The organism is Nesterenkonia sp. (assembly GCF_029265375.1).
Classification (GTDB): Bacteria; Actinomycetota; Actinomycetes; order Actinomycetales; family Micrococcaceae; genus Nesterenkonia.
The window spans coordinates 1-17,467 of record NZ_JAJUJJ010000014.1 but is presented as its reverse complement, the minus strand read 5'-3'; the positions used below and the strand labels follow the sequence as shown (position 1 = coordinate 17,467).

Annotated in this window: 14 protein-coding genes; 10 read left to right on the top strand and 4 right to left on the bottom strand. The window is 67.8% G+C overall.

What is annotated here, in order from left to right; all coding sequences use genetic code 11:
• Window positions 1–48 precede the first annotated feature (48 nt).
• The gene (locus tag Q1K09_RS07300; RefSeq protein ID WP_300344293.1) at window positions 49–255 is read left to right on the top strand and encodes a hypothetical protein; all 207 of its coding nucleotides are present in this window, start codon (window positions 49–51) and stop codon (window positions 253–255) included.
• A 138-nt stretch (window positions 256–393) separates the two neighbouring features.
• Here the strand turns inward: Q1K09_RS07300 and Q1K09_RS07295 are convergent, their stop codons facing one another.
• The 3 genes from Q1K09_RS07295 to Q1K09_RS07285 form a co-directional block, all read right to left on the bottom strand.
• Complete coding sequence (locus Q1K09_RS07295) at window positions 394–1,821, bottom strand: RNA polymerase sigma factor (RefSeq protein ID WP_300344291.1); 1,428 nt, start codon at window positions 1,819–1,821, stop codon at window positions 394–396.
• A gap of 227 nt (window positions 1,822–2,048) precedes the next feature.
• A complete protein-coding gene (locus Q1K09_RS07290; protein ID WP_300344289.1) occupies window positions 2,049–3,245 on the bottom strand; it encodes a DUF4192 family protein in 1,197 nt (398 codons plus the stop codon).
• A gap of 127 nt (window positions 3,246–3,372) precedes the next feature.
• The gene (locus tag Q1K09_RS07285; protein ID WP_300344288.1) at window positions 3,373–4,458 is read right to left on the bottom strand and encodes a PAC2 family protein; all 1,086 of its coding nucleotides are present in this window, start codon (window positions 4,456–4,458) and stop codon (window positions 3,373–3,375) included.
• A gap of 85 nt (window positions 4,459–4,543) precedes the next feature.
• On the opposite strand from Q1K09_RS07285, the gene Q1K09_RS07280 reads away from it, so the two are divergent.
• The 3 genes from Q1K09_RS07280 to sucB are packed head-to-tail and all read left to right on the top strand — an operon-like array spanning window position 4,544 to window position 9,395.
• Window positions 4,544–6,124, top strand: a complete 1,581-nt coding sequence (locus Q1K09_RS07280) for a leucyl aminopeptidase (RefSeq protein WP_300344287.1) — start codon at window positions 4,544–4,546, stop codon at window positions 6,122–6,124.
• A 55-nt stretch (window positions 6,125–6,179) separates the two neighbouring features.
• Window positions 6,180–7,544 carry a dihydrolipoyl dehydrogenase gene (lpdA, locus tag Q1K09_RS07275; RefSeq protein WP_300344286.1) on the top strand — a complete coding sequence of 455 codons (1,365 nt, stop codon included), beginning with the start codon at window positions 6,180–6,182 and terminating at the stop codon, window positions 7,542–7,544.
• Between the two features lie 54 nt (window positions 7,545–7,598).
• Window positions 7,599–9,395: a 2-oxoglutarate dehydrogenase, E2 component, dihydrolipoamide succinyltransferase gene (gene sucB / locus Q1K09_RS07270; protein WP_300344285.1), complete on the top strand. Its 1,797-nt coding sequence runs from the start codon at window positions 7,599–7,601 to the stop codon at window positions 9,393–9,395.
• Here the strand turns inward: sucB and Q1K09_RS07265 are convergent.
• Complete coding sequence (locus tag Q1K09_RS07265; RefSeq protein ID WP_300344283.1) at window positions 9,380–10,303, bottom strand: protein kinase; 924 nt, start codon at window positions 10,301–10,303, stop codon at window positions 9,380–9,382. The genes sucB and Q1K09_RS07265 overlap by 16 nt on opposite strands.
• A gap of 209 nt (window positions 10,304–10,512) precedes the next feature.
• Between Q1K09_RS07265 and lipB the strand changes: the two genes are divergently transcribed.
• The 6 genes from lipB to ruvX all read left to right on the top strand — a co-directional run bounded on the left by lipB (window position 10,513) and on the right by ruvX (window position 17,457).
• Complete coding sequence (gene lipB / locus Q1K09_RS07260; RefSeq protein WP_300344282.1) at window positions 10,513–11,241, top strand: lipoyl(octanoyl) transferase LipB; 729 nt, start codon at window positions 10,513–10,515, stop codon at window positions 11,239–11,241.
• Between the two features lie 86 nt (window positions 11,242–11,327).
• Window positions 11,328–12,308, top strand: a complete 981-nt coding sequence (gene lipA / locus Q1K09_RS07255; protein WP_300344362.1) for a lipoyl synthase — start codon at window positions 11,328–11,330, stop codon at window positions 12,306–12,308.
• A gap of 107 nt (window positions 12,309–12,415) precedes the next feature.
• Window positions 12,416–13,204: a DUF4191 domain-containing protein gene (locus Q1K09_RS07250; protein WP_300344281.1), complete on the top strand. Its 789-nt coding sequence runs from the start codon at window positions 12,416–12,418 to the stop codon at window positions 13,202–13,204.
• 262 nt (window positions 13,205–13,466) lie between these two features.
• Entirely contained in the window at window positions 13,467–14,099 is a 633-nt protein-coding gene (gene rpsD, locus Q1K09_RS07245; RefSeq protein WP_300344280.1) for a 30S ribosomal protein S4, read from the top strand.
• Between the two features lie 151 nt (window positions 14,100–14,250).
• The gene (alaS, locus tag Q1K09_RS07240; RefSeq protein ID WP_300344279.1) at window positions 14,251–16,959 is read left to right on the top strand and encodes an alanine--tRNA ligase; all 2,709 of its coding nucleotides are present in this window, start codon (window positions 14,251–14,253) and stop codon (window positions 16,957–16,959) included.
• A 3-nt stretch (window positions 16,960–16,962) separates the two neighbouring features.
• Entirely contained in the window at window positions 16,963–17,457 is a 495-nt protein-coding gene (gene ruvX, locus Q1K09_RS07235) for a Holliday junction resolvase RuvX (protein WP_300344278.1), read from the top strand.
• The last annotated feature ends 10 nt before the right edge of the window (window positions 17,458–17,467 follow it).

Here is a 17,467-nt window from a genome sequence, read left to right as displayed (position 1 = left end):
TGGTTGTATGGGGAGCACATCAACCTGCGACGCTAGGAGGCGAAGAGCATGACCAGCACTACTGGCACTCTGGACGCACAGGCCACCCTGACTGCCATGGACCGCTGCGACCGCTGCGGCGCCCAGGCATACATCCGCGCCGAGCTCGCCTCCGGCGGCGCTCTGCTGTTCTGCAACCACCACGGACGGGAAGTGGAGTCCACGCTGCGTCCGCAGGCGGCAGCATGGGTCGACGAGTCGGCCCGCATCAGCTGAAGACCCCCTCAGACACGACGAAGCCCCCGGATTGCGATCCGGGGGCTTCGTCGTCTCAGGAACCGTATCCTGCTAGTCCTTCGACCTGTGTTTCAGCTGCCGCGCTGAAGCGTGAGCCGCGCGGCACGCTCATCCGCCTCAGTCCAGGTAGTCGCGCAGCACCTGGGAACGGCTGGGATGGCGCAGCTTGGACATGGTCTTGGACTCTATCTGCCTTATACGCTCACGGGTCACCCCATAGACCTTGCCGATCTCGTCGAGAGTCTTCGGCTGGCCGTCGGTGAGGCCGAAGCGCATGGCCACCACCCCGGCCTCGCGTTCAGCCAGGGTGTCCAGCACCGAGTGCAGCTGCTCCTGCAGCAGGGTGAAGCTCACTGCGTCGGAGGGGACCACGGCCTCGGAGTCCTCGATGAGGTCGCCGAATTCGCTGTCGCCGTCCTCCCCCAGCGGGGTGTGCAGCGAGATCGGCTCGCGGCCGTACTTCTGGACCTCCACGACCTTCTCCGGCGTCATGTCCAGCTCAGCGGCCAGCTCCTCCGGAGTGGGTTCGCGGCCCAGATCCTGCAGCATCTGCCGCTGGACGCGGGCAAGCTTGTTGATGACCTCCACCATGTGCACCGGAATGCGGATGGTGCGGGCCTGGTCAGCCATGGCGCGGGTGATGGCCTGGCGGATCCACCACGTGGCGTAGGTGGAGAACTTGAATCCCTTGGTGTAGTCGAACTTCTCCACCGCGCGGATCAGACCCAGGTTGCCCTCCTGGATGAGGTCCAGGAACAGCATGCCGCGACCGGTGTAGCGCTTGGCCAGGGAGACCACCAGGCGGAGGTTGGCCTCCAGCAGGTGGTTCTTGGCCTTCTTGCCGTCGGCGACGATGAGCTCCAGATCGCGCTTGAGCCGCTTGTCCCGGATGGACTCATTGGCCAGCTTGTGCTCTGCGTAGAGACCGGCCTCGATCCGCAGGGCGAGGTCGACCTCCTGCTCGGCGTTGAGCAGAGCAACTTTGCCGATCTGCTTCAGGTAGTCCTTCACCGGGTCCGCGGTGGCGCCGGCGGAGACGACCTGCACGGCGGGCGCGTCATCGTCATCGGCGTTGGAGATCACGAAGCCGCGGCCGGTGCCGGACTCGTCCTCCTCCAGGGCGCCGGACTTGGCCTTGGACATCAGCTCTTCGGCGTCCTGACCCTCGTCCTCAGCCTTGGCCACGGCATTCTCCAGGGCTTCGGTGGGCGAGGACTCAGCCTCCTCCTCATCCACTTCGGCGAGGATCTCGTCGACGGCGTCAGTGGCCTTCTTCCGGCCTCCGGTCTTCTTCGCCGCGGTGGCGGCGGTGGACTTCGTCGACGTCGTGGACTTCTTCGACGCTGTCGACTTCTTGGCGGCGGTGGACTTCTTCGAAGCGGTGGACTTCGAGGTGCTCTTTGCCGCGGACTTCTTGGTCGCCGTCGAGGTGCTCCTGGTCTTTGCGGACTTCGTCCTGCCTGTTGCTGAGCGGCTGTCTGCTGTCTGCTTCTCCTCTGCTTCGGCGGCAGTCTCTGCTGTGGACTTCGACGCAGTAGTGGGCACGGTGACCTTCCGACTCGATACTTAGGTGCTGCGCACCAGCCTGCGGGCGGGTCTTGTCCCGTTTCCCTGTGGCCAACACGCCTATGACCCTGTCAAGTCCCCGATCGGAGCATACTCCTGACTGGGGCTGCAGGGTCTTGTGGAGGTGCTAACGCCGGCAGCGGTGCGGTCATTCCCGCATCGGCAAAAAACTTTGGACTGCGCGGAATCCGGCTCGGACCATTGTCCTAGCGGGCCTCGGCTGGAGTGCTGGTGCGCCACCAGCTGTAGCTGTGCTGCTTGACCCGTGCCCAGGCGCAGGGCCCGATGAGCTCGAATGCGGCGGCCAAGGAACGGGCCATACCGTGTTCGGGCTGGTGCCTCAAGCAGTGCTCCACGGCCGCAGAGGCTGCAGTGCCGCAGCCCTTGGCCCACTCCACCCAGGCCTTGAGGGACACCATATTGGTCCGCCGGGGATCAGCCGCCGATGCGGTGTAGCTGATCAGCAGCTGCAGCAGGGCATCGAACGCTTCAATGCGGCTCCAATCGGGAGCAGATCCGGTCTCCCCGCACAGCACTGCGGCGCACTGCTTGGCCATCGCAGCCGAGTAGGCGGAGTGCGGATTCACCGCCAGCCGGCCGGCCAGCGCGGTCTCCGGTCCCTCGGCCGCCAGCACCGGCAGGGCCTGGGCGAAGTCGTCACTGGCGAGGCTGCCCAGCATCGCCGCAAGCCGCTGCGGCTGCTGAGCCCACTCGGGCGCTGCGGCGCGGACCGTCTCACGCAGGGCGATGTCCCACAGGGACAGCAGAACCTCCGGTTCGCTGCGGCCGCCATCCTGGGCTGCCGCTGCCACCTGGGCGTCGGTCGGCGCCTCCGGCGGCGCCTGCGCGGTGAGAAACGCATCGAGCACCTGGCGGCCGGATGGGGCTCCGGGCCCGGACAGCTGCGGCACCCGCTGCAGAGTCTCAGCCAGCAGCTGCTCAGCGTCCAGCCCCGGGTAGGGGCAGCACCGCCGGTCCCGGCACCAGAAATCGCGGATGCAGCCTGCTCCTACCAGCCAGGCCTGCACCAGCGGAGCCGCGTACCGGCCCTCCAGGTGCTCGGTGATCGACTGCATCAGACGCTGGCCCGGCGGCGGCCCCGGACTGGGCCTCTCCTCAGTGAAGACCAGCGCCATCACTGCCTGAGGCGCCGGAGCCGCCTGGGGGCCGGCCAGCCAGTCGGCGGCCTGCTCTGCCGATGTCTCCGGGGTCGCAGCCGCTGCGCTGAAGTCCATGCGCAGATGTCCTCCGGTGCAGCCGTCGAGCAGTCCGATCAGCACCAGGGAGTCCTCCGGAAGCCGTCCGAAGCTGTGGCAGACAAGAGCCAGGGCATCGCCCGGTGCGTCCACGCTCAGCGTTGGGGTCTTCTCAGGTTCGGACAGCGGGGTGTGCGAATCAGCCATGGACCCACAGTGACCCTGGTGGGAGTGCCTGCTTCCGGCCCGTCGGGGGTCTGTGGAGACCGGTGCGCGCGTCCGCCTGCGGTCCTGCCGGTGGGGAAAACGGCTCCTGAGCACGCCCGGCGCAGGCTCAGCGGCCCTCAGCCTCCGGCCGGTCGTCCTCGTCCTCCGGGGAGGTCTGGTCGGCCCCGGAGTCTTCGGCCCCGCCGCCGGTGGGCTCCTGCTCCTGCTCTTCGGCCACACCGAAGATGACATCTTCCGGCTGGCTGCGCAGATACTCCTCCACGGCGGCCCCCAGCTCCTCCGCATCGGGAAGGTCATTGTCATCACGCACCAGCAGGGAGCGCTGCGCGGGAGTGGCGTACTGGTCGAAGTTAGCCTCGAGCTGCTTGACCAGCTGGGTGACCTCCGGGCTCTGACCCACCTGGCGTGAGATATCAGCATCCACCATCCGGGCCGCTTCGCGCAGCTCATCAGTGGGAAGCATCAGCTCGCAGGCCGCCCCGGTGTACTCCAGGGCTGCCACCGCTACCTGGGGGTATTTGCCGGCGGCCAGATAGTGCGGCACATGCAGGGTGTAGCCGACCACATCGCGGCCGGCCGCATCGGCCCTCAGCTCCAGCATCTGGGACAGCCCTGCTTCGATCTGCGCATTCGGGGACCAGGTGGAGATCCCCTCGATCAGGTCCTTCCGGTTGCCGTGGGCCGTCACACCGATCGGGCGGGTATGCGGGGTCGGCAGTCCCAGGGCGTCCACCAGCACCACCAGGGAGACATCCATCTGCTCCACCAGACGCAGCACGGTGTCGGTCACCCGCTCCCACTGGAAGTCCGGCTCATCACCGGTGAGCAGCAGGAACGGCCGGTCCATGGCGTCGCGGACCTCGAAGAGGTTCAGCTGGGGCCCCTGATAGTCGGTGAACCGGTTGTCGGTGAACGTCAGGTGCGGACGCCGGGACCGGTAGTCGAACAGCTCGTCGACGTCGAAGCTGGCCAGCCGCTTATTCGGAAGCCTCCCCAGCAGCGACTCTGCCAGCTGCTCGCTCAGCGAGCCGGCGTCGGTATGCCCTGCGATGGAGACGACCATGGGCATCTGCGGGCCTCCCGGGGAATCCTCGCCGTGCAGCACGAGCTCCGCCCCAGTGGCCGGGGCGCCGGAATCGGCGTGCTGCGAGCCCTCGGCATAGATATGCAGAAGGTCGAAAGGGTCGGTCACCGGCGGCTCTCCTCTCTGCCTGGTGTGGACGGCTGGTGCTGCTTCGTCCAACAGTGTGCCCCATCCGCACATTCCCGCCGCGGATATGGATAGTATCGGAGGCGTGATCAATGAATTCTCGCCTTCTGTGACAGCCGTATCCTCCGCAGTGGAAAAGGTCGACGCCGATGCCCTGGTGCTCGGCGTGGCCAAGGGGCCCGAGGGCCCGGTCCTGCTGCCGAACCCGCTGGCCGACAAGGCCGCCAAGGGGGTGGCCGATTCGCTGAGCGCATTGGGCGCCAGCGGGGCCGCCGACCAGCTGCTGCGCCTGCCCGGCGTGGACGGGTTCAAATCTGAAACCCTGGTGCTGATCGGCACCGGAGAGCTCACCGGTGAGCCCGACGGCGGGGTCTCCGCTGAGGCGCTGCGCCGCGCCGCCGGCTCTGCGGTGCGCCAGCTCGGCTCAGCCTCCTCGGTGGCCCTGGCGCTGCCGGCGGCGACTGTGGAGCAGGTATCCGCAGTGGCTGAGGGCGCAGCCATGGGGGCCTACAGCTTCCCGCACTTCAAGAGCAGCGAAGAGGCTAAGAAGAAGACGCCGGTGGCCGAGATCTCTGTGCTGACCCCGCTGAAGGACAAGCACACCAAGGCGGCCCTGCAGCGTGCGACCACGGTGGCCGGTGCGGTCCGGGCGGTGCGCGACCTGGTCAACACTCCCCCCAGTCACCTCTACCCCGAGTCCTTCGCCGACATCGTCAAGGAGCAGGCCAAGGGCACCAAGCTGAAGGTCAAGGTGTGGGACGAGGCCCAGCTGGCCAAGGAGGGCTTCGGCGGACTGCTCGGCGTCGGCGGCGGGTCCTCCCGCAAGCCGCGTCTGGTCCGCATCGAGCACTCCCCCTCCAAGCCTGTGGCGCACATCTCGCTGGTGGGCAAAGGCATCACCTTCGACTCCGGAGGGCTGTCGCTGAAGCCGGCCAACGCCATGACCACCATGAAGCTGGACATGGCCGGAGCCGCCACCGTGGCCGGAGTGCTGCGCGCTGTGGCCGAGCTGGATCTGCCGGTGAAGGTCACCGGATGGCTCTGCCTGGCGGAGAACATGCCCTCCGACACCGCCCAGCGGCCCGAAGATGTGATCACCATCTACGGCGGCAAGACTGTGGAGGTGCTCAACACCGACGCCGAGGGCCGGCTGGTGCTGGCTGACGGCATCGTCGCCGCCGGCGAAGAGCAGCCGGACGCGATCATCGACGTCGCCACCCTCACCGGCGCGCAGATGATCGCCCTCGGCCTGCGCACCGTGGGTGTGATGGGCAATGAGGATCTCCGCGAGGATCTGGTGGAGGCCTCCCAGGACGCCGGCGAGTCCCACTGGGGCATGCCTATCCCCGAGGAGGCCCGCTCCGGCTTCGACTCTGAAGTGGCCGACCTGACCAACCTGGGAGCCCGCGAGGGCGGCATGCTCAATGCCGCGGCCTTCCTGCGGGAGTTCGTGCCGGAGCGCGAGGGAGCCGACCCCAAGGCGCTTGACCCGGAGGCCAAGCGTATCCCCTGGGCGCACATCGACATCGCCGGCCCTGCCTTCAATGAGAAGGGCGCCTACGGATACACCCCCAAGGGCGGCACCGGAGTCACTGTCAGGACCCTGGTGACCTATCTGGAAGGCCTGACCCAGCAGCGAGGCCGCTGATAGTCTGAGCGCCGAGAAACCCATCAAAACGTCTCATCACAAAGGAGCCTGACACGTGGCTGAAGAATTCGACGTCCTGGTCCTGGGAGGCGGCAGCGCCGGCTACGCAGCGGCCCTGCGGAGCGTCCAGCACGGTCTCAGCGTCGCACTGGTGGAGAAGTCCAAGCTGGGCGGCACCTGCCTGCACACCGGATGCATCCCCACCAAGGCCTACCTGCACGCCGCCGAACTGGCCGACGAGGCCCGGTCCTCCGAGAAGTACGGAGTGAAGACCACCTTCGAGGGCGTCGACATGGCCAAGGTCAAGGAGTACAAGGACGGCATCGTCGCCGGCAAGCACAAGGGTCTGACCGGTCTGCTGAAGATGCGCAAGGTCCAGGTCATCGAAGGTGAGGGCAAGCTCGTCTCGCAGAACGAGGTCGAGGTGGGCGGCACCACCTACAGCGCGAAGAACATTGTGCTGGCCACCGGGTCCACCTCCAAGACCTTCGGCCTGCCGCTGTCGGAGAAGATCATCACCTCCACGGAGGCCCTGGAGCTGGACTACACCCCCAAGTCGGCCATTGTGCTCGGCGGCGGCGTCATCGGCTGCGAATTCGCATCCGCCTGGACCAGCTACGGCACCGAGGTCACCATCATCGAGGGCCTGCCGAACCTGGTGCCCAATGAGGATCCGGCCATCATCAAGCAGCTGGAGCGGTCCTTCAAGAAGCGCGGCATCACCTTCAACACCGGCACCTTCTTCAAAGATGTGGAGGAGACCGCCGACGGCGTGAAGGTCACCCTGGAGGACGGCAAGACCTTCGAGGCCGAGATCTGCCTGGTTGCCGTCGGACGCGGACCTGTCACCGAGGGCCTGGGCTTCGAGGAGCAGGGCATCACCCTGGACCGCGGCTTCGTCATCACCGATGAGCGGCTGCACACCGGCGTGGGCAATATCTACGCCGTCGGGGACATTGTGCCCGGCCTGCAGCTGGCCCACCGCGGATACCAACAGGGCATCTTCGTGGCCGAGGAGATCGTCGGCAACAACCCGATGATCGTCGAGGACATCAACATCCCCAAGGTCACCTTCTGCGAGCCGGAGATCATGTCCGTGGGCTACACCCAGCCCAAGGCGGAGGAGACCTTCGGCAAGGAGAACATCGAGGTCACCGAGTACAACCTGGCAGGAAACGGCAAATCGTCGATCCTGGGCACCGGAGGCATCATCAAGATGGTCGGGGTCAAGGACGGGCCGATCGTGGGCGTCCACGGCATCGGCACCCGCATCGGCGAGCAGATCGGCGAGGCTCAGCTGATCGTCAACTGGGAGGCCTACCCGGAGGACGTGGCCACCCTGGTCCACGCCCATCCGACCCAGAATGAGGCGCTGGGCGAGGCCGCTATGGCGCTCTTCGGACACCCGCTGCACGGATGAGACGTGCCGCAGAACTTTTCAGGCACCACGAATCAGGAGTAGGAGCCGGACATCATGTCTGAGACTGTCAACCTTCCCGCACTCGGTGAATCGGTCACCGAAGGCACTGTCACCCGCTGGCTCGTTGAGGTCGGAGAGGAGGTGGAGGTCGACCAGCCCATCGTGGAGGTCTCCACCGACAAGGTCGACACCGAGGTTCCCTCCCCGGTGGCGGGTGTGGTCGAGGAGCAGCTCGTCGCTGAGGACGAGACTGTCGAAGTCGGCGCCCCGCTGGTGAAGATCGGCGACGGCGGCTCCAGCTCCGGATCCGAGGATTCCGACGCCGGCGACCAGGACTCCCAGGACGCCGAACCGGAGGAGGCCGAGGAGGCCGCCGCCGAGGCGGAGACCCCCGAGAGCACCGAGGAAGCGGCCGAGGAGGAGGCCCCCACCCCGGCGGCAGGCGAGTCCGGCGGAGGTGAGGCGACCGCCGAGGAGCGCAGCCCGGCCGGGGACACCGACGGCGGCGACGCCGAGGTGGTCACGCTGCCGGCTCTGGGCGAGTCGGTCACCGAAGGTACGGTGACCCGCTGGCTGGTGGAGGTCGGCGACGAGGTTGAGGTCGACCAGCCCCTGCTGGAGGTCTCCACCGACAAAGTCGACACTGAGGTCCCCTCTCCGGTGGCCGGCACAGTGCAGGAGCTGAAGGTTAGCGAGGACGAGACCGTTGAGGTCGGCGCCGTGCTGGCACTCATCGGCTCCGGCGGAGGCGCCGGCGCCCAGACGCAGGAGCCCACCGAAGAGGCCGAGGAAGCATCCGAGCCCGAGCCGGAGGCCGAGACCGAACCGGAGCAGGCCGAGCAGCAGGAGCCTGCGGAGGATCAGAAGCAGGACAAGCCTGCCGAGAAGCCCGCGGAGAAGCCGCAGCAGGAGCCCGCACAGGAGGACACCTCTGCCGAAGGGTACGTCACTCCCCTGGTGCGCCGGCTGGCCAAGAAGGAGGGCATCGACCTCTCCTCAGTGAAGGGCACCGGTGTGGGCGGGCGCATCCGCAAGCAGGATGTGCTTCAGGCCGCGAAGGAGCAGAAGAGCTCTGCACCCGCCGGAGCCCAGAAGGCCGCAGCACCCGAAGTCCAGGCGGACACCACCAAGCGCGGCACCACGGAGAAGGCCTCGCGCATCCGCCAGGTCATCGCCCAGCGGATGAACGAATCCCTGGAGATCTCCGCCCAGCTCACCCAGGTCCACGAGGTCGACATGACCCGGATCGTGAACCTGCGGCAGAAGGCCAAGCAGGCGTTCAAGGAGCAGAACGGGGCCAACCTGACCTACCTGGCGTTCATCGCGGTGGCCGTCACCGAGGCGCTGAAGCAGCACCCGGTGCTCAACGCGGAGTACGACCAGGAGAGCCAGCAGATCACCTACCACGACGCCGAGCACCTCAGCTTCGCCGTGGACACGGAAAAGGGCCTGATGGTGCCGGTCATCTCCGATGCCGGTGACCTCTCCCTGGCGGGGATGGCGAAGAAGATCGCCGATGTGGCTGCGCGGACCCGAAGCAACAAGATCGGGCCCGACGAGCTCTCCGGAGGGACCTTCACCATCACCAATCTGGGCTCCTTCGGCGCCCTGTTCGACACCCCGATCATCAACCAGCCGCAGGTGGCCATCCTGGGGCCGGGCTCGATCGTCAAGCGGCCCATGGTCGTCACCGACGACGAAGGCAACGAGAGCATCGGCATCCGGCACATGATGTACCTGTCGCTGACCTACGATCACCGGATCGTCGACGGCGCCGACGCCGGCCGCTTCCTTCAGACTCTGAAGACGCGGCTGGAGGAGGGCAGCTTCGAGGCTCAGCTGGGTCTCTGACGCCTCCGCCGGAATCGACCGACTGTGGGGACTCGCCGTAGGGCGGGTCCCCACAGTCGTCTGCGCAGCCGCGCCAGCGCGGCAGAGAACCGGCCCGGTGCGGGCGAGGCCGGCAGCCGGGTGGGCAGCTCGGCAAGGGTCTCGTCGTCGACATGATCGGTCAGATCCACCGGATGAGCCGCTGCGGCGTCGTAGAGCTCCACCGCAAACTGGCCGGCGCTCAGGCCCGGCGGGGAGGGACTCAGCGCCTCCTCGAGCAGATCCACCATGGCAGCCGGGACATCACTGCGCACCGCGCCCAGCGGGGGCCGGCGGCTGCCCTCCTCCGGCGCTCGTCCGGTCAGCGCCTCCCAGGCTGCTGCTGCCAGTGCGGCCAGATCGGCCTCCGGCGCAGCCTGCGAAGCCCCCATGCCGAGCAGAGCCGCATCGCCCAGATCCGCCAGCACGGGTCTGCCCTCGCTGCTGAGCAGAATATTGGCGGTGCTCACGTCGCCGTGGGAAGCCCCGTGAGCGTGGACATGCTCCAAGGCGGCGGCCACCGGAGAGAAGACAGTCACCACCTCCCCCGGGCTGAGCCGATGGCCGGAGCGCAGCAGACGCGCCAGCGAACCTGCCGGATAGGCATCCATCAGCAGTCCCGGTCCGTTCTCGGTGGTGACCAGGCCCCAGGGCCGGACCAGATGCTCATGGATCAGTGGCAGCATCGCCTGCAGCTCCTGCACTCCGCTGCGCAGACTGGGTGCGGTCCGTGGAGCCTGAAGCGGAACCTTCAGTGCCAGCTGAACCGGCGGCGCGTCACCGCCGGTGACCCAGGTGACGCTGCTGCTGCGCTGGCCGGTGCGTTCCACCAGCCACACTGCCGACCGGCCGCCGACGCCCAGCAGCTTCAGCGGGACCAGAGAGTCCACCTGGGGCGGGGCGGCCAGAGCAGCCCCGCTCGCCGTCGGGCCAGAACCTGTATGCCAGGACGATGTATGGACCAGCATGTGATAAGCATGCCGCCGTTCAGCCGAGTCTGCAGACGTTATCCACAGGCCGTGACCGGGAGGGTGTGGCGGCCGTGACCGCCGATGACACAGGTGCCGGAGACCGCTGCGATCAGGCGTAGGGTAGTGCTATGAGTCTTTCCACCCGCCGCCTCGGGTTCGACCCCGACCTGGTCGACTACTCCGAGGCGCTGGCGCTGCAGCGTGAGCTCCACCAGCAGGTGCTGCGCGGCGAGACCGGCTCCACTCTGCTGCTCCTGGAGCACGCTGATGTCTATACCGCCGGCAAGCGCACCGAACCGCAGGACAGGCCCCAGGACGGTACGGAAGTGGTCGACGTCGACCGCGGAGGAAAGATCACCTGGCACGGGCGTGGACAGCTGGTGGGCTACCCCATCCTGAAGCTGCAGGACCGCGCGCTGGTCAAGGACTACGTCTGCGCCCTGGAGGGGGCGATCATCTCCGTGCTGCAGCAGGACTACGGGATCACCGCCGAACGGGTGGAGGGCCGCTCCGGCGTCTGGCTCACAGACCGTCCGGTGCACCATAAGATCGCCGCCGTGGGGATCCGGGTCCACCAGTCGGTGACCACCCACGGGTTTGCCCTGAACTGCTCGAACGACCTCGGCCCTTTCGCCAACATCATTCCCTGCGGCATCGCCGACGCCGGGACCACCAGCATCTCTTCCGAGCTGGGACGGCAGGTCACCCCCGCCGACGTCGTCGAGAGTATTGAGCAGCAGCTGATGAGCGCCCTGCCGCGCTTCATCAGCACCGAAGAGCGCGCAGGCGCCCACCCCGGTGAGGCAGCCTCAGTGGCCTGCACGAATTCTGAGTCGAAGAAAGGTGCCCTTGGATGACGGAACAGGCAGTGCGGACCGCGGCCGGAGCAGGCTGCGGCGGCGGAGGAAGCCGGAGCACCTCGGTGGCCCCGGAGGGCCGGCGGATGCTGCGCGTGGAGGCCAAGAACGCCGCAGTGCCGGTGGAGCGCAAGCCGGAATGGATGCGCACCAAGGTCAAGATGGGCCCCGAGTTCGCAGAGATGAAGAAGCGTGTGGGGTCCAAGGGCCTGCACACGGTCTGCGAAGAAGCGGGCTGCCCGAACATCTTTGAATGCTGGGAGGACCGGGAGGCGACCTTCCTCATCGGGGGCTCCGCCTGCACCCGGCGCTGCGACTTCTGCGAGATCGACACCGGACGCCCGGCGCCGCTGGACGAGGCTGAGCCGCTGCAGGTGGCCGAGTCGGTGCGCGAGATGCAGCTGCGCTACGCCACCGTCACTGGTGTGGCCCGCGACGACCTGCCCGATGAAGGCGTCTGGCTCTACGCGGAGACCATCCGCAAGATCCACGAGCTGAACCCCGGCACCGGTGTGGAGATCCTGATCCCGGACTTCTCCGGCAAAGAGGAGAACATCGCCGGCATCTGCGCGGCCAAGCCCGAGGTCTTCGCCCACAATGTGGAGACTGTGCCCCGCATCTTCCGCCGCATCAGGCCGGCCTTCCGCTACGAACGCTCGCTGGACGTGCTCACCCAGGGCCGCCGGCACGGCATGATCACCAAGTCCAACCTGATCCTGGGCATGGGCGAGACCCGCGAGGAGATCTCCGAAGCGCTGCGCGACCTGCACGAGGCCGGCTGCGACCTGCTCACCATCACCCAGTACCTGCGCCCCACCCCGCGGCACCTGCCGGTGGACCGGTGGGTCAAGCCCCAGGAGTTCATGGAGATCTCCCAGGAGGCCGAGGAGATCGGCTTCCTCGGGGTGATGTCCGGACCCCTGGTGCGCTCCTCCTACCGGGCCGGCTCGCTGTGGGCCAAAGCAATGCAGAAGAAGGGCTGGCAGATCCCCGCCGAGCTGGCCCATATTGAACCCAGCGGCCAGACCAAGCAGGAGGCCTCCACCCTGGTCGCCGCCGGCTTCTGAGGCGGCCGGCGCGGCCCTCCACAGGTCCAGGATGCTCCCCTTCGGTGCGCCGAGGCCGTGACACCTGAGGCTTCAGATGCTTCAAGACCCGGTAGACTGGGGGCATCATGGCAGACTCCCAGATCACCTCGAAGCAGCAGGCAAAGGCCGAGCTGAAGAAGCTCCGCGAACAGCAGAAGCTGCAGAAGCAGCAGCGCAAGGCCGCCAAGAAGGCCAAGAAGGCCCAGGGAGAAGGCATCTTCTCCCGCATCAAGCAGGTCTTCAGCATGACCCGCGCCCACGACCCCAACATCGTGTGGTGGATGCTGCTGGCCGCGCTGGTGGCCTTCGCGGTGGTGTTCGTCATCGTGACCCTGCTGCTGAACTGGGTGACCGGCCTGCTGATGGGCCTGCCCTGCGCGCTGCTGGCCGCCATGGTGGTGATGAACCGGCGCGCAGAACGGGCCGCGTTCGCCCGCATCGAGGGCCGCCCCGGAGCGGCGGCCGCCGCACTGAACACCCTGCGCCGCGGATGGGTCGTCACCGAGGAGCCGGTGGCTATGGACCCCAAGACCCAGGACGCCGTCTTCCGCGTGGTGGGCAAGCCAGGCGTCATCCTGGTCACCGAAGGTCCCTCCGGCCGGGTGAAGAAGATGGTGGAGAAGACCCGCAAGCGGCTCAAGCCGGTGCTGCGCGATGAAGTGCCCATCCGGGTGGTGCAGTCGGGCCGCGGCAAGGAGCAGGTCCCACTGCCGCAGCTGACCAAGCACATCAAGAAGCTGGACAAGAAGCTCACCAAGCACGAAGTCCACGAAGTCGAGCGCCGGCTCTCCGCACTGCCGATCGCCCGTCCCCCCATCCCCAAGGGCGTGGACCCCTACCGGGCCCGCCCCGACCGGAAAGCTCTGCGCGGCTGAACCGCCGCCTCTGGTAGACTGGTCTGCTGTCTGGCAGGACCGGTGCATCTGCAGATCCTGTGCACATGATCCCCGAGGTTTCACCAAAGGGATCGGCGTGCGCCCGCACCGGTGCCGCAGTCACCACGCACTCGGCAGCGTGGGCTCTCCGGAGAATGGATCACGGAGGCCAGGACACTGTCCGTTGAGCAGGCGCATCCCGCCGGCTCTGTGCCGCGGACAGCCATAAACCCGATGCCGACCGAAGAAGAAAGGCACTGATATGCCCACCACCCCCCTGCGCGGCCGCCGCACGGTCAAGGCCTCGCGCGCCCTCGGCGTCGCACTGACCCCGAAGGCCCAGAAGTACCTGGACCGCCGTCCCTACGGCCCCGGCCAGCACGGCCGCACCCGCCGCCGCACCGACTCCGACTACGCAGTCCGGCTGCGCGAGAAGCAGCGTCTGCGCGCCCAGTACGGCATCCGCGAGGCCCAGATGGTCCGCTACTACGAGGAAGCCAAGCGGATGAGCGAGGGCCTGACCGGTGAGAACCTCATCGAGCTGCTCGAATCCCGCCTGGACGCCCTGGTGCTGCGCGCCGGCTTCGCCCGGACCATCGCCCAGGCCCGCCAGTTCGTGGTGCACCGCCACATCATGGTCAACGGCAAGCGGGTGGACCGTCCCTCCTTCCGCGTGAAGCCGGGCCAGATGATCCACGTGCACGAGCGCAGCGAGAAGTTCGAGCCCTTCCAGATCGCCGCAGCCGGCGCCCACCAGGAGGTCCTGCCGGACGTCCCGGGCTACCTGAACGTGGAGATCGACAAGCTGCAGGCCACCCTGACCCGCAAGCCCGAGCGCGCTGAGGTCCCGGTCACCTGCGAAGAGCAGCTGGTCGTCGAGTACTACGCACGCTGAGTCTGCTTCCCGCCCGATGACGGGCGGTGGCAGCGCAAGGCCCGTCGCGTCCCGCTGGGGAGGCGGCGGGCGCTTTGCTTTCCACGTAAACTTGACCGGGCGCGTCTGGCGCCGTCGTCGTTCCTCTGACCCGCAGGAGAGATCACAGCAGATGAAGTCTCAGGAGATCACCCGGACCTGGTATGACTACTTCACCGCCAAGGGGCACACCCAAGTCCCTTCGGCCTCGCTGGTCTCCCCAGACCCCTCCCTGCTGTTCACCGTGGCCGGCATGGTCCCCTTCATCCCCTACTTCACCGGGGTGGAGACTCCCCCCTACCGGCGCGCGGTGTCGGTGCAGAAGTGCATCCGCACCGAGGACATCGAGGAGGTCGGCAAGACCGCCCGCCACGGCACGTTCTTCCAGATGTGCGGCAACTTCAGCTTCGGAGACTACTTCAAGGAGCAGGCCATCCCGATGGCCTGGGAGCTGCTGACCTCACCGGTGGAGGGCGATCCCGACACCGGCGTGCGCGGCTTCGGCCTGGACCCGGACCGGCTGTGGATCACAGTGTATGAGGACGGCGACGAGCGCGACGACGAAGCCCGGCGGATCTGGGAAGAGACCGTGGGTGTGCCCCACGAACGGGTGATCGGCACCGGCCGGGCGGACAACTACTGGTCCACCGGCCAGCCCGGACCCGGCGGGCCCTGCTCCGAGATCTACTACGACCGCGGCCCCGCCTACGGCGCCGAAGGCGGCCCCGCGGTGGACGAGAACCGCTACGTGGAGATCTGGAACCTGGTCTTCATGCAGGACCGGCTCTCCGCAGTGCACTCCAAGACCGAATTTGAGATCGCCGGCCCGCTGCAGAACAAGAACATCGACACCGGCCTGGGCCTGGAGCGGCTGGCGATGATCCTGCAGGGCGTGGAGAACATGTACGAGACCGACCAGGTCCGTCCGGTGCTGGACCGCGCCGCCGAGCTGGCGTCAGTCACCTACACCTCCACGGAGGACCCGGCCGATCCGCACCACAGCACCGACGTGCGGCTGCGCATGATCGCCGACCACACGCGCAGCGCCCTGATGCTCATCAGCGACGGCGTCCGGCCCTCCAACGAAGGTGGAGGCTACATTCTGCGGCGCCTGATCCGCCGCGTGATTCTGGGCATGCGCCTGCTCGGCGTGGAGAAGCCGGTCTTCGGCGACCTGCTCAGCGTCTCCAAGGAGGCGATGCGGGGGGTCTACCCCGAAGTCGCCGAGAAGTTCGAGACCATCCTCGCCGCAGCCCAGCGGGAGGAGCAGGCGTTCCTGCGCACCATCGCCGCCGGCACCCAGCGGCTGCAGACCGCGGTGGAGTCGGCCAAGAAGTCCGGAGCCCCGCTGGCCGGCGACGACGCCTTCGCCCTGCACGACACCTACGGCTTCCCCATCGACCTGACCCTGGAGATGGCCGAGGAAGCCGGGGTCACAGTGGACCGCGAAACCTTCACCCGCCTGATGGCCGAGCAGCGCGAGCGTGCTCAGGCCGATGCCCGGGCCAAAAAGTCCGGTCACGCAGACACCGAGCAGTACCGGCGTCTGCTGGACGGAAAGCCCACCCACTTCACCGGGTACACCGAGCACACCACTGAATCGCATATCCGCGGCATCCTCGCCGACGGCGAATACCGCACCAGCGCCCGTGCCGGAGAAAGCATCGAAGTGGTGCTGGACGAGACGCCCTTCTACGCCGAAGCAGGCGGTCAGGCCCCGGACACTGGACGGATCACCGGTGACGGCTTCACCCTCGAGGTCCGCGACGTCCAGTCCCCCATCGGTGGGCTGACGGTCCACCAAGCCACCGTGGTCGAGGGCGAGGTCGCCGTCGGCGCTGCCGCCGTGGCCACTATCGATGTGCGGCGCCGCCTCGACGCGCAGAAGGCCCACACCGCCACGCACATCATCCACGCTGCGCTGCACGATGTGCTCGGCCCCGAGGCGGTGCAGGCCGGGTCCTTCAACAAGGAGGGCTACCTCCGCTTCGACTTCACCCACGACGACGCCCTCTCCCCCGCTGCGCGGCAGGAGCTGGAGGAGATCTCCAATCTGGCCATCCGCGACAACCACCCGGTCGAGACCAAGGTGATGCCGCTGGAGGAGGCCAAGGCCATGGGCGCGATGATGCTCTTCGGCGAGAAGTACGGCGATCAGGTGCGGGTGGTGGAGCTCAACGGGCCGTGGTCCCGGGAACTCTGCGGCGGCACGCACGTGGAGGCCACCGCAGAGATCGGCACTCTGGCGCTGATGTCCGAAGCCTCGGTGGGCTCGGGCATCCGCCGTGTTGAGGCGCTGGTCGGCCTGGATGCCTTCAAGCACTTCGCCGCTGAGCGCACCCTGGTCAATCAGCTCACAGAGATGCTCAAAGTGCCAGCGGACCAGGTTCCGGAGCGGATCTCGGCCACCCTGGCCAAGCTGAAGGAGACCGAACGCGAGCTGGAGCGGCTGCGGGCCGAGCAGCTGCGCGCCCAGGCGGCACGGCTGCTGGACGAGGCCGTCGACGCCGACGGCGTCTCGGTGCTCACCCATCACGCTGGCGAAGCTGCCGGAGACGATCTGCGCCAGCTGGTGATGGACCTTCGCGGCCGCTTCGGCTCCCGCGCCGCAGTGGTGGCGGCCGCCGGGGAGGCCAAGGGGCGTCCGGTCATCGTCATCGGCACCACCGAGGCGGCCCGGGAGGCGGGGCTCTCCGCCGGTGAGCTGGTCAAGCGGGCCTGCGGAATCCTCGGCGGCGGAGGCGGCGGCAAGCCGGACCTGGCCCAGGGCGGCGGTCAGAACGTCTCCGCGATCGACGACGCCCTGCGGCAGGTCGTCGCAGCCGTGCGCTCCCGGGGCTGAGCCATGGCCGCAGCGCAGCAGCGGGCCGGAGTCCGGCTTGCGGTGGACGTCGGTGACACGCGGGTGGGCCTGGCCGCCTCCGACCCCGATGCGCTGATCGCCACCCCGGTGATGACCCTGCGCAGAGACCCCAACCGGTCCTCAGACATCCGGATGCTGGGCACCATCGCCGCCGACCGGGCCGCCCGGGTGATCTACGTGGGTCTGCCGCTGTCACTCTCCGGCGCGGAGACCGCCTCCACCCAGAAGGCGCGGGACTACGCATCGGAACTTGCCGCCGATCTGAGCGAGCGGGGCATCGATGCGCAGGTTCGGCTGATCGACGAGCGGCTGACCACGGTCTCAGCTTCGGCGAAGATGCGGTCAGCCGGAGTGGCCGCGAAGGACCAGCGGCCCAGCATCGACCAGGCCGCCGCGGTGGAGATCCTCACCCACGCGCTGGAGGCCCGCTCCTCACTGGGCACCGAACCGGGGACACCGGCAGATTTCCCGCGCTGAGCGGTAATCC

Excerpts from the sequence above, each read along its gene's own strand:
- alaS (WP_300344279.1), top strand. The coding sequence starts at position 14,251 with ATGAAGTCTCAGGAGATCACCCGGACCTGGTATGACTACTTCACCGCC.
- sucB (WP_300344285.1), top strand. The coding sequence starts at position 7,599 with ATGTCTGAGACTGTCAACCTTCCCGCACTCGGTGAATCGGTCACCGAA.
- Q1K09_RS07250 (WP_300344281.1), top strand. The coding sequence starts at position 12,416 with ATGGCAGACTCCCAGATCACCTCGAAGCAGCAGGCAAAGGCCGAGCTG.
- Q1K09_RS07290 (WP_300344289.1), bottom strand. The coding sequence starts at position 3,245 with ATGGCTGATTCGCACACCCCGCTGTCCGAACCTGAGAAGACCCCAACG.
- lipB (WP_300344282.1), top strand. The coding sequence starts at position 10,513 with ATGAGTCTTTCCACCCGCCGCCTCGGGTTCGACCCCGACCTGGTCGAC.
- Q1K09_RS07300 (WP_300344293.1), top strand. The coding sequence starts at position 49 with ATGACCAGCACTACTGGCACTCTGGACGCACAGGCCACCCTGACTGCC.
- lipA (WP_300344362.1), top strand. The coding sequence starts at position 11,328 with ATGCTGCGCGTGGAGGCCAAGAACGCCGCAGTGCCGGTGGAGCGCAAG.
- ruvX (WP_300344278.1), top strand. The coding sequence starts at position 16,963 with ATGGCCGCAGCGCAGCAGCGGGCCGGAGTCCGGCTTGCGGTGGACGTC.
- Q1K09_RS07280 (WP_300344287.1), top strand. The coding sequence starts at position 4,544 with ATGGATAGTATCGGAGGCGTGATCAATGAATTCTCGCCTTCTGTGACA.
- rpsD (WP_300344280.1), top strand. The coding sequence starts at position 13,467 with ATGCCCACCACCCCCCTGCGCGGCCGCCGCACGGTCAAGGCCTCGCGC.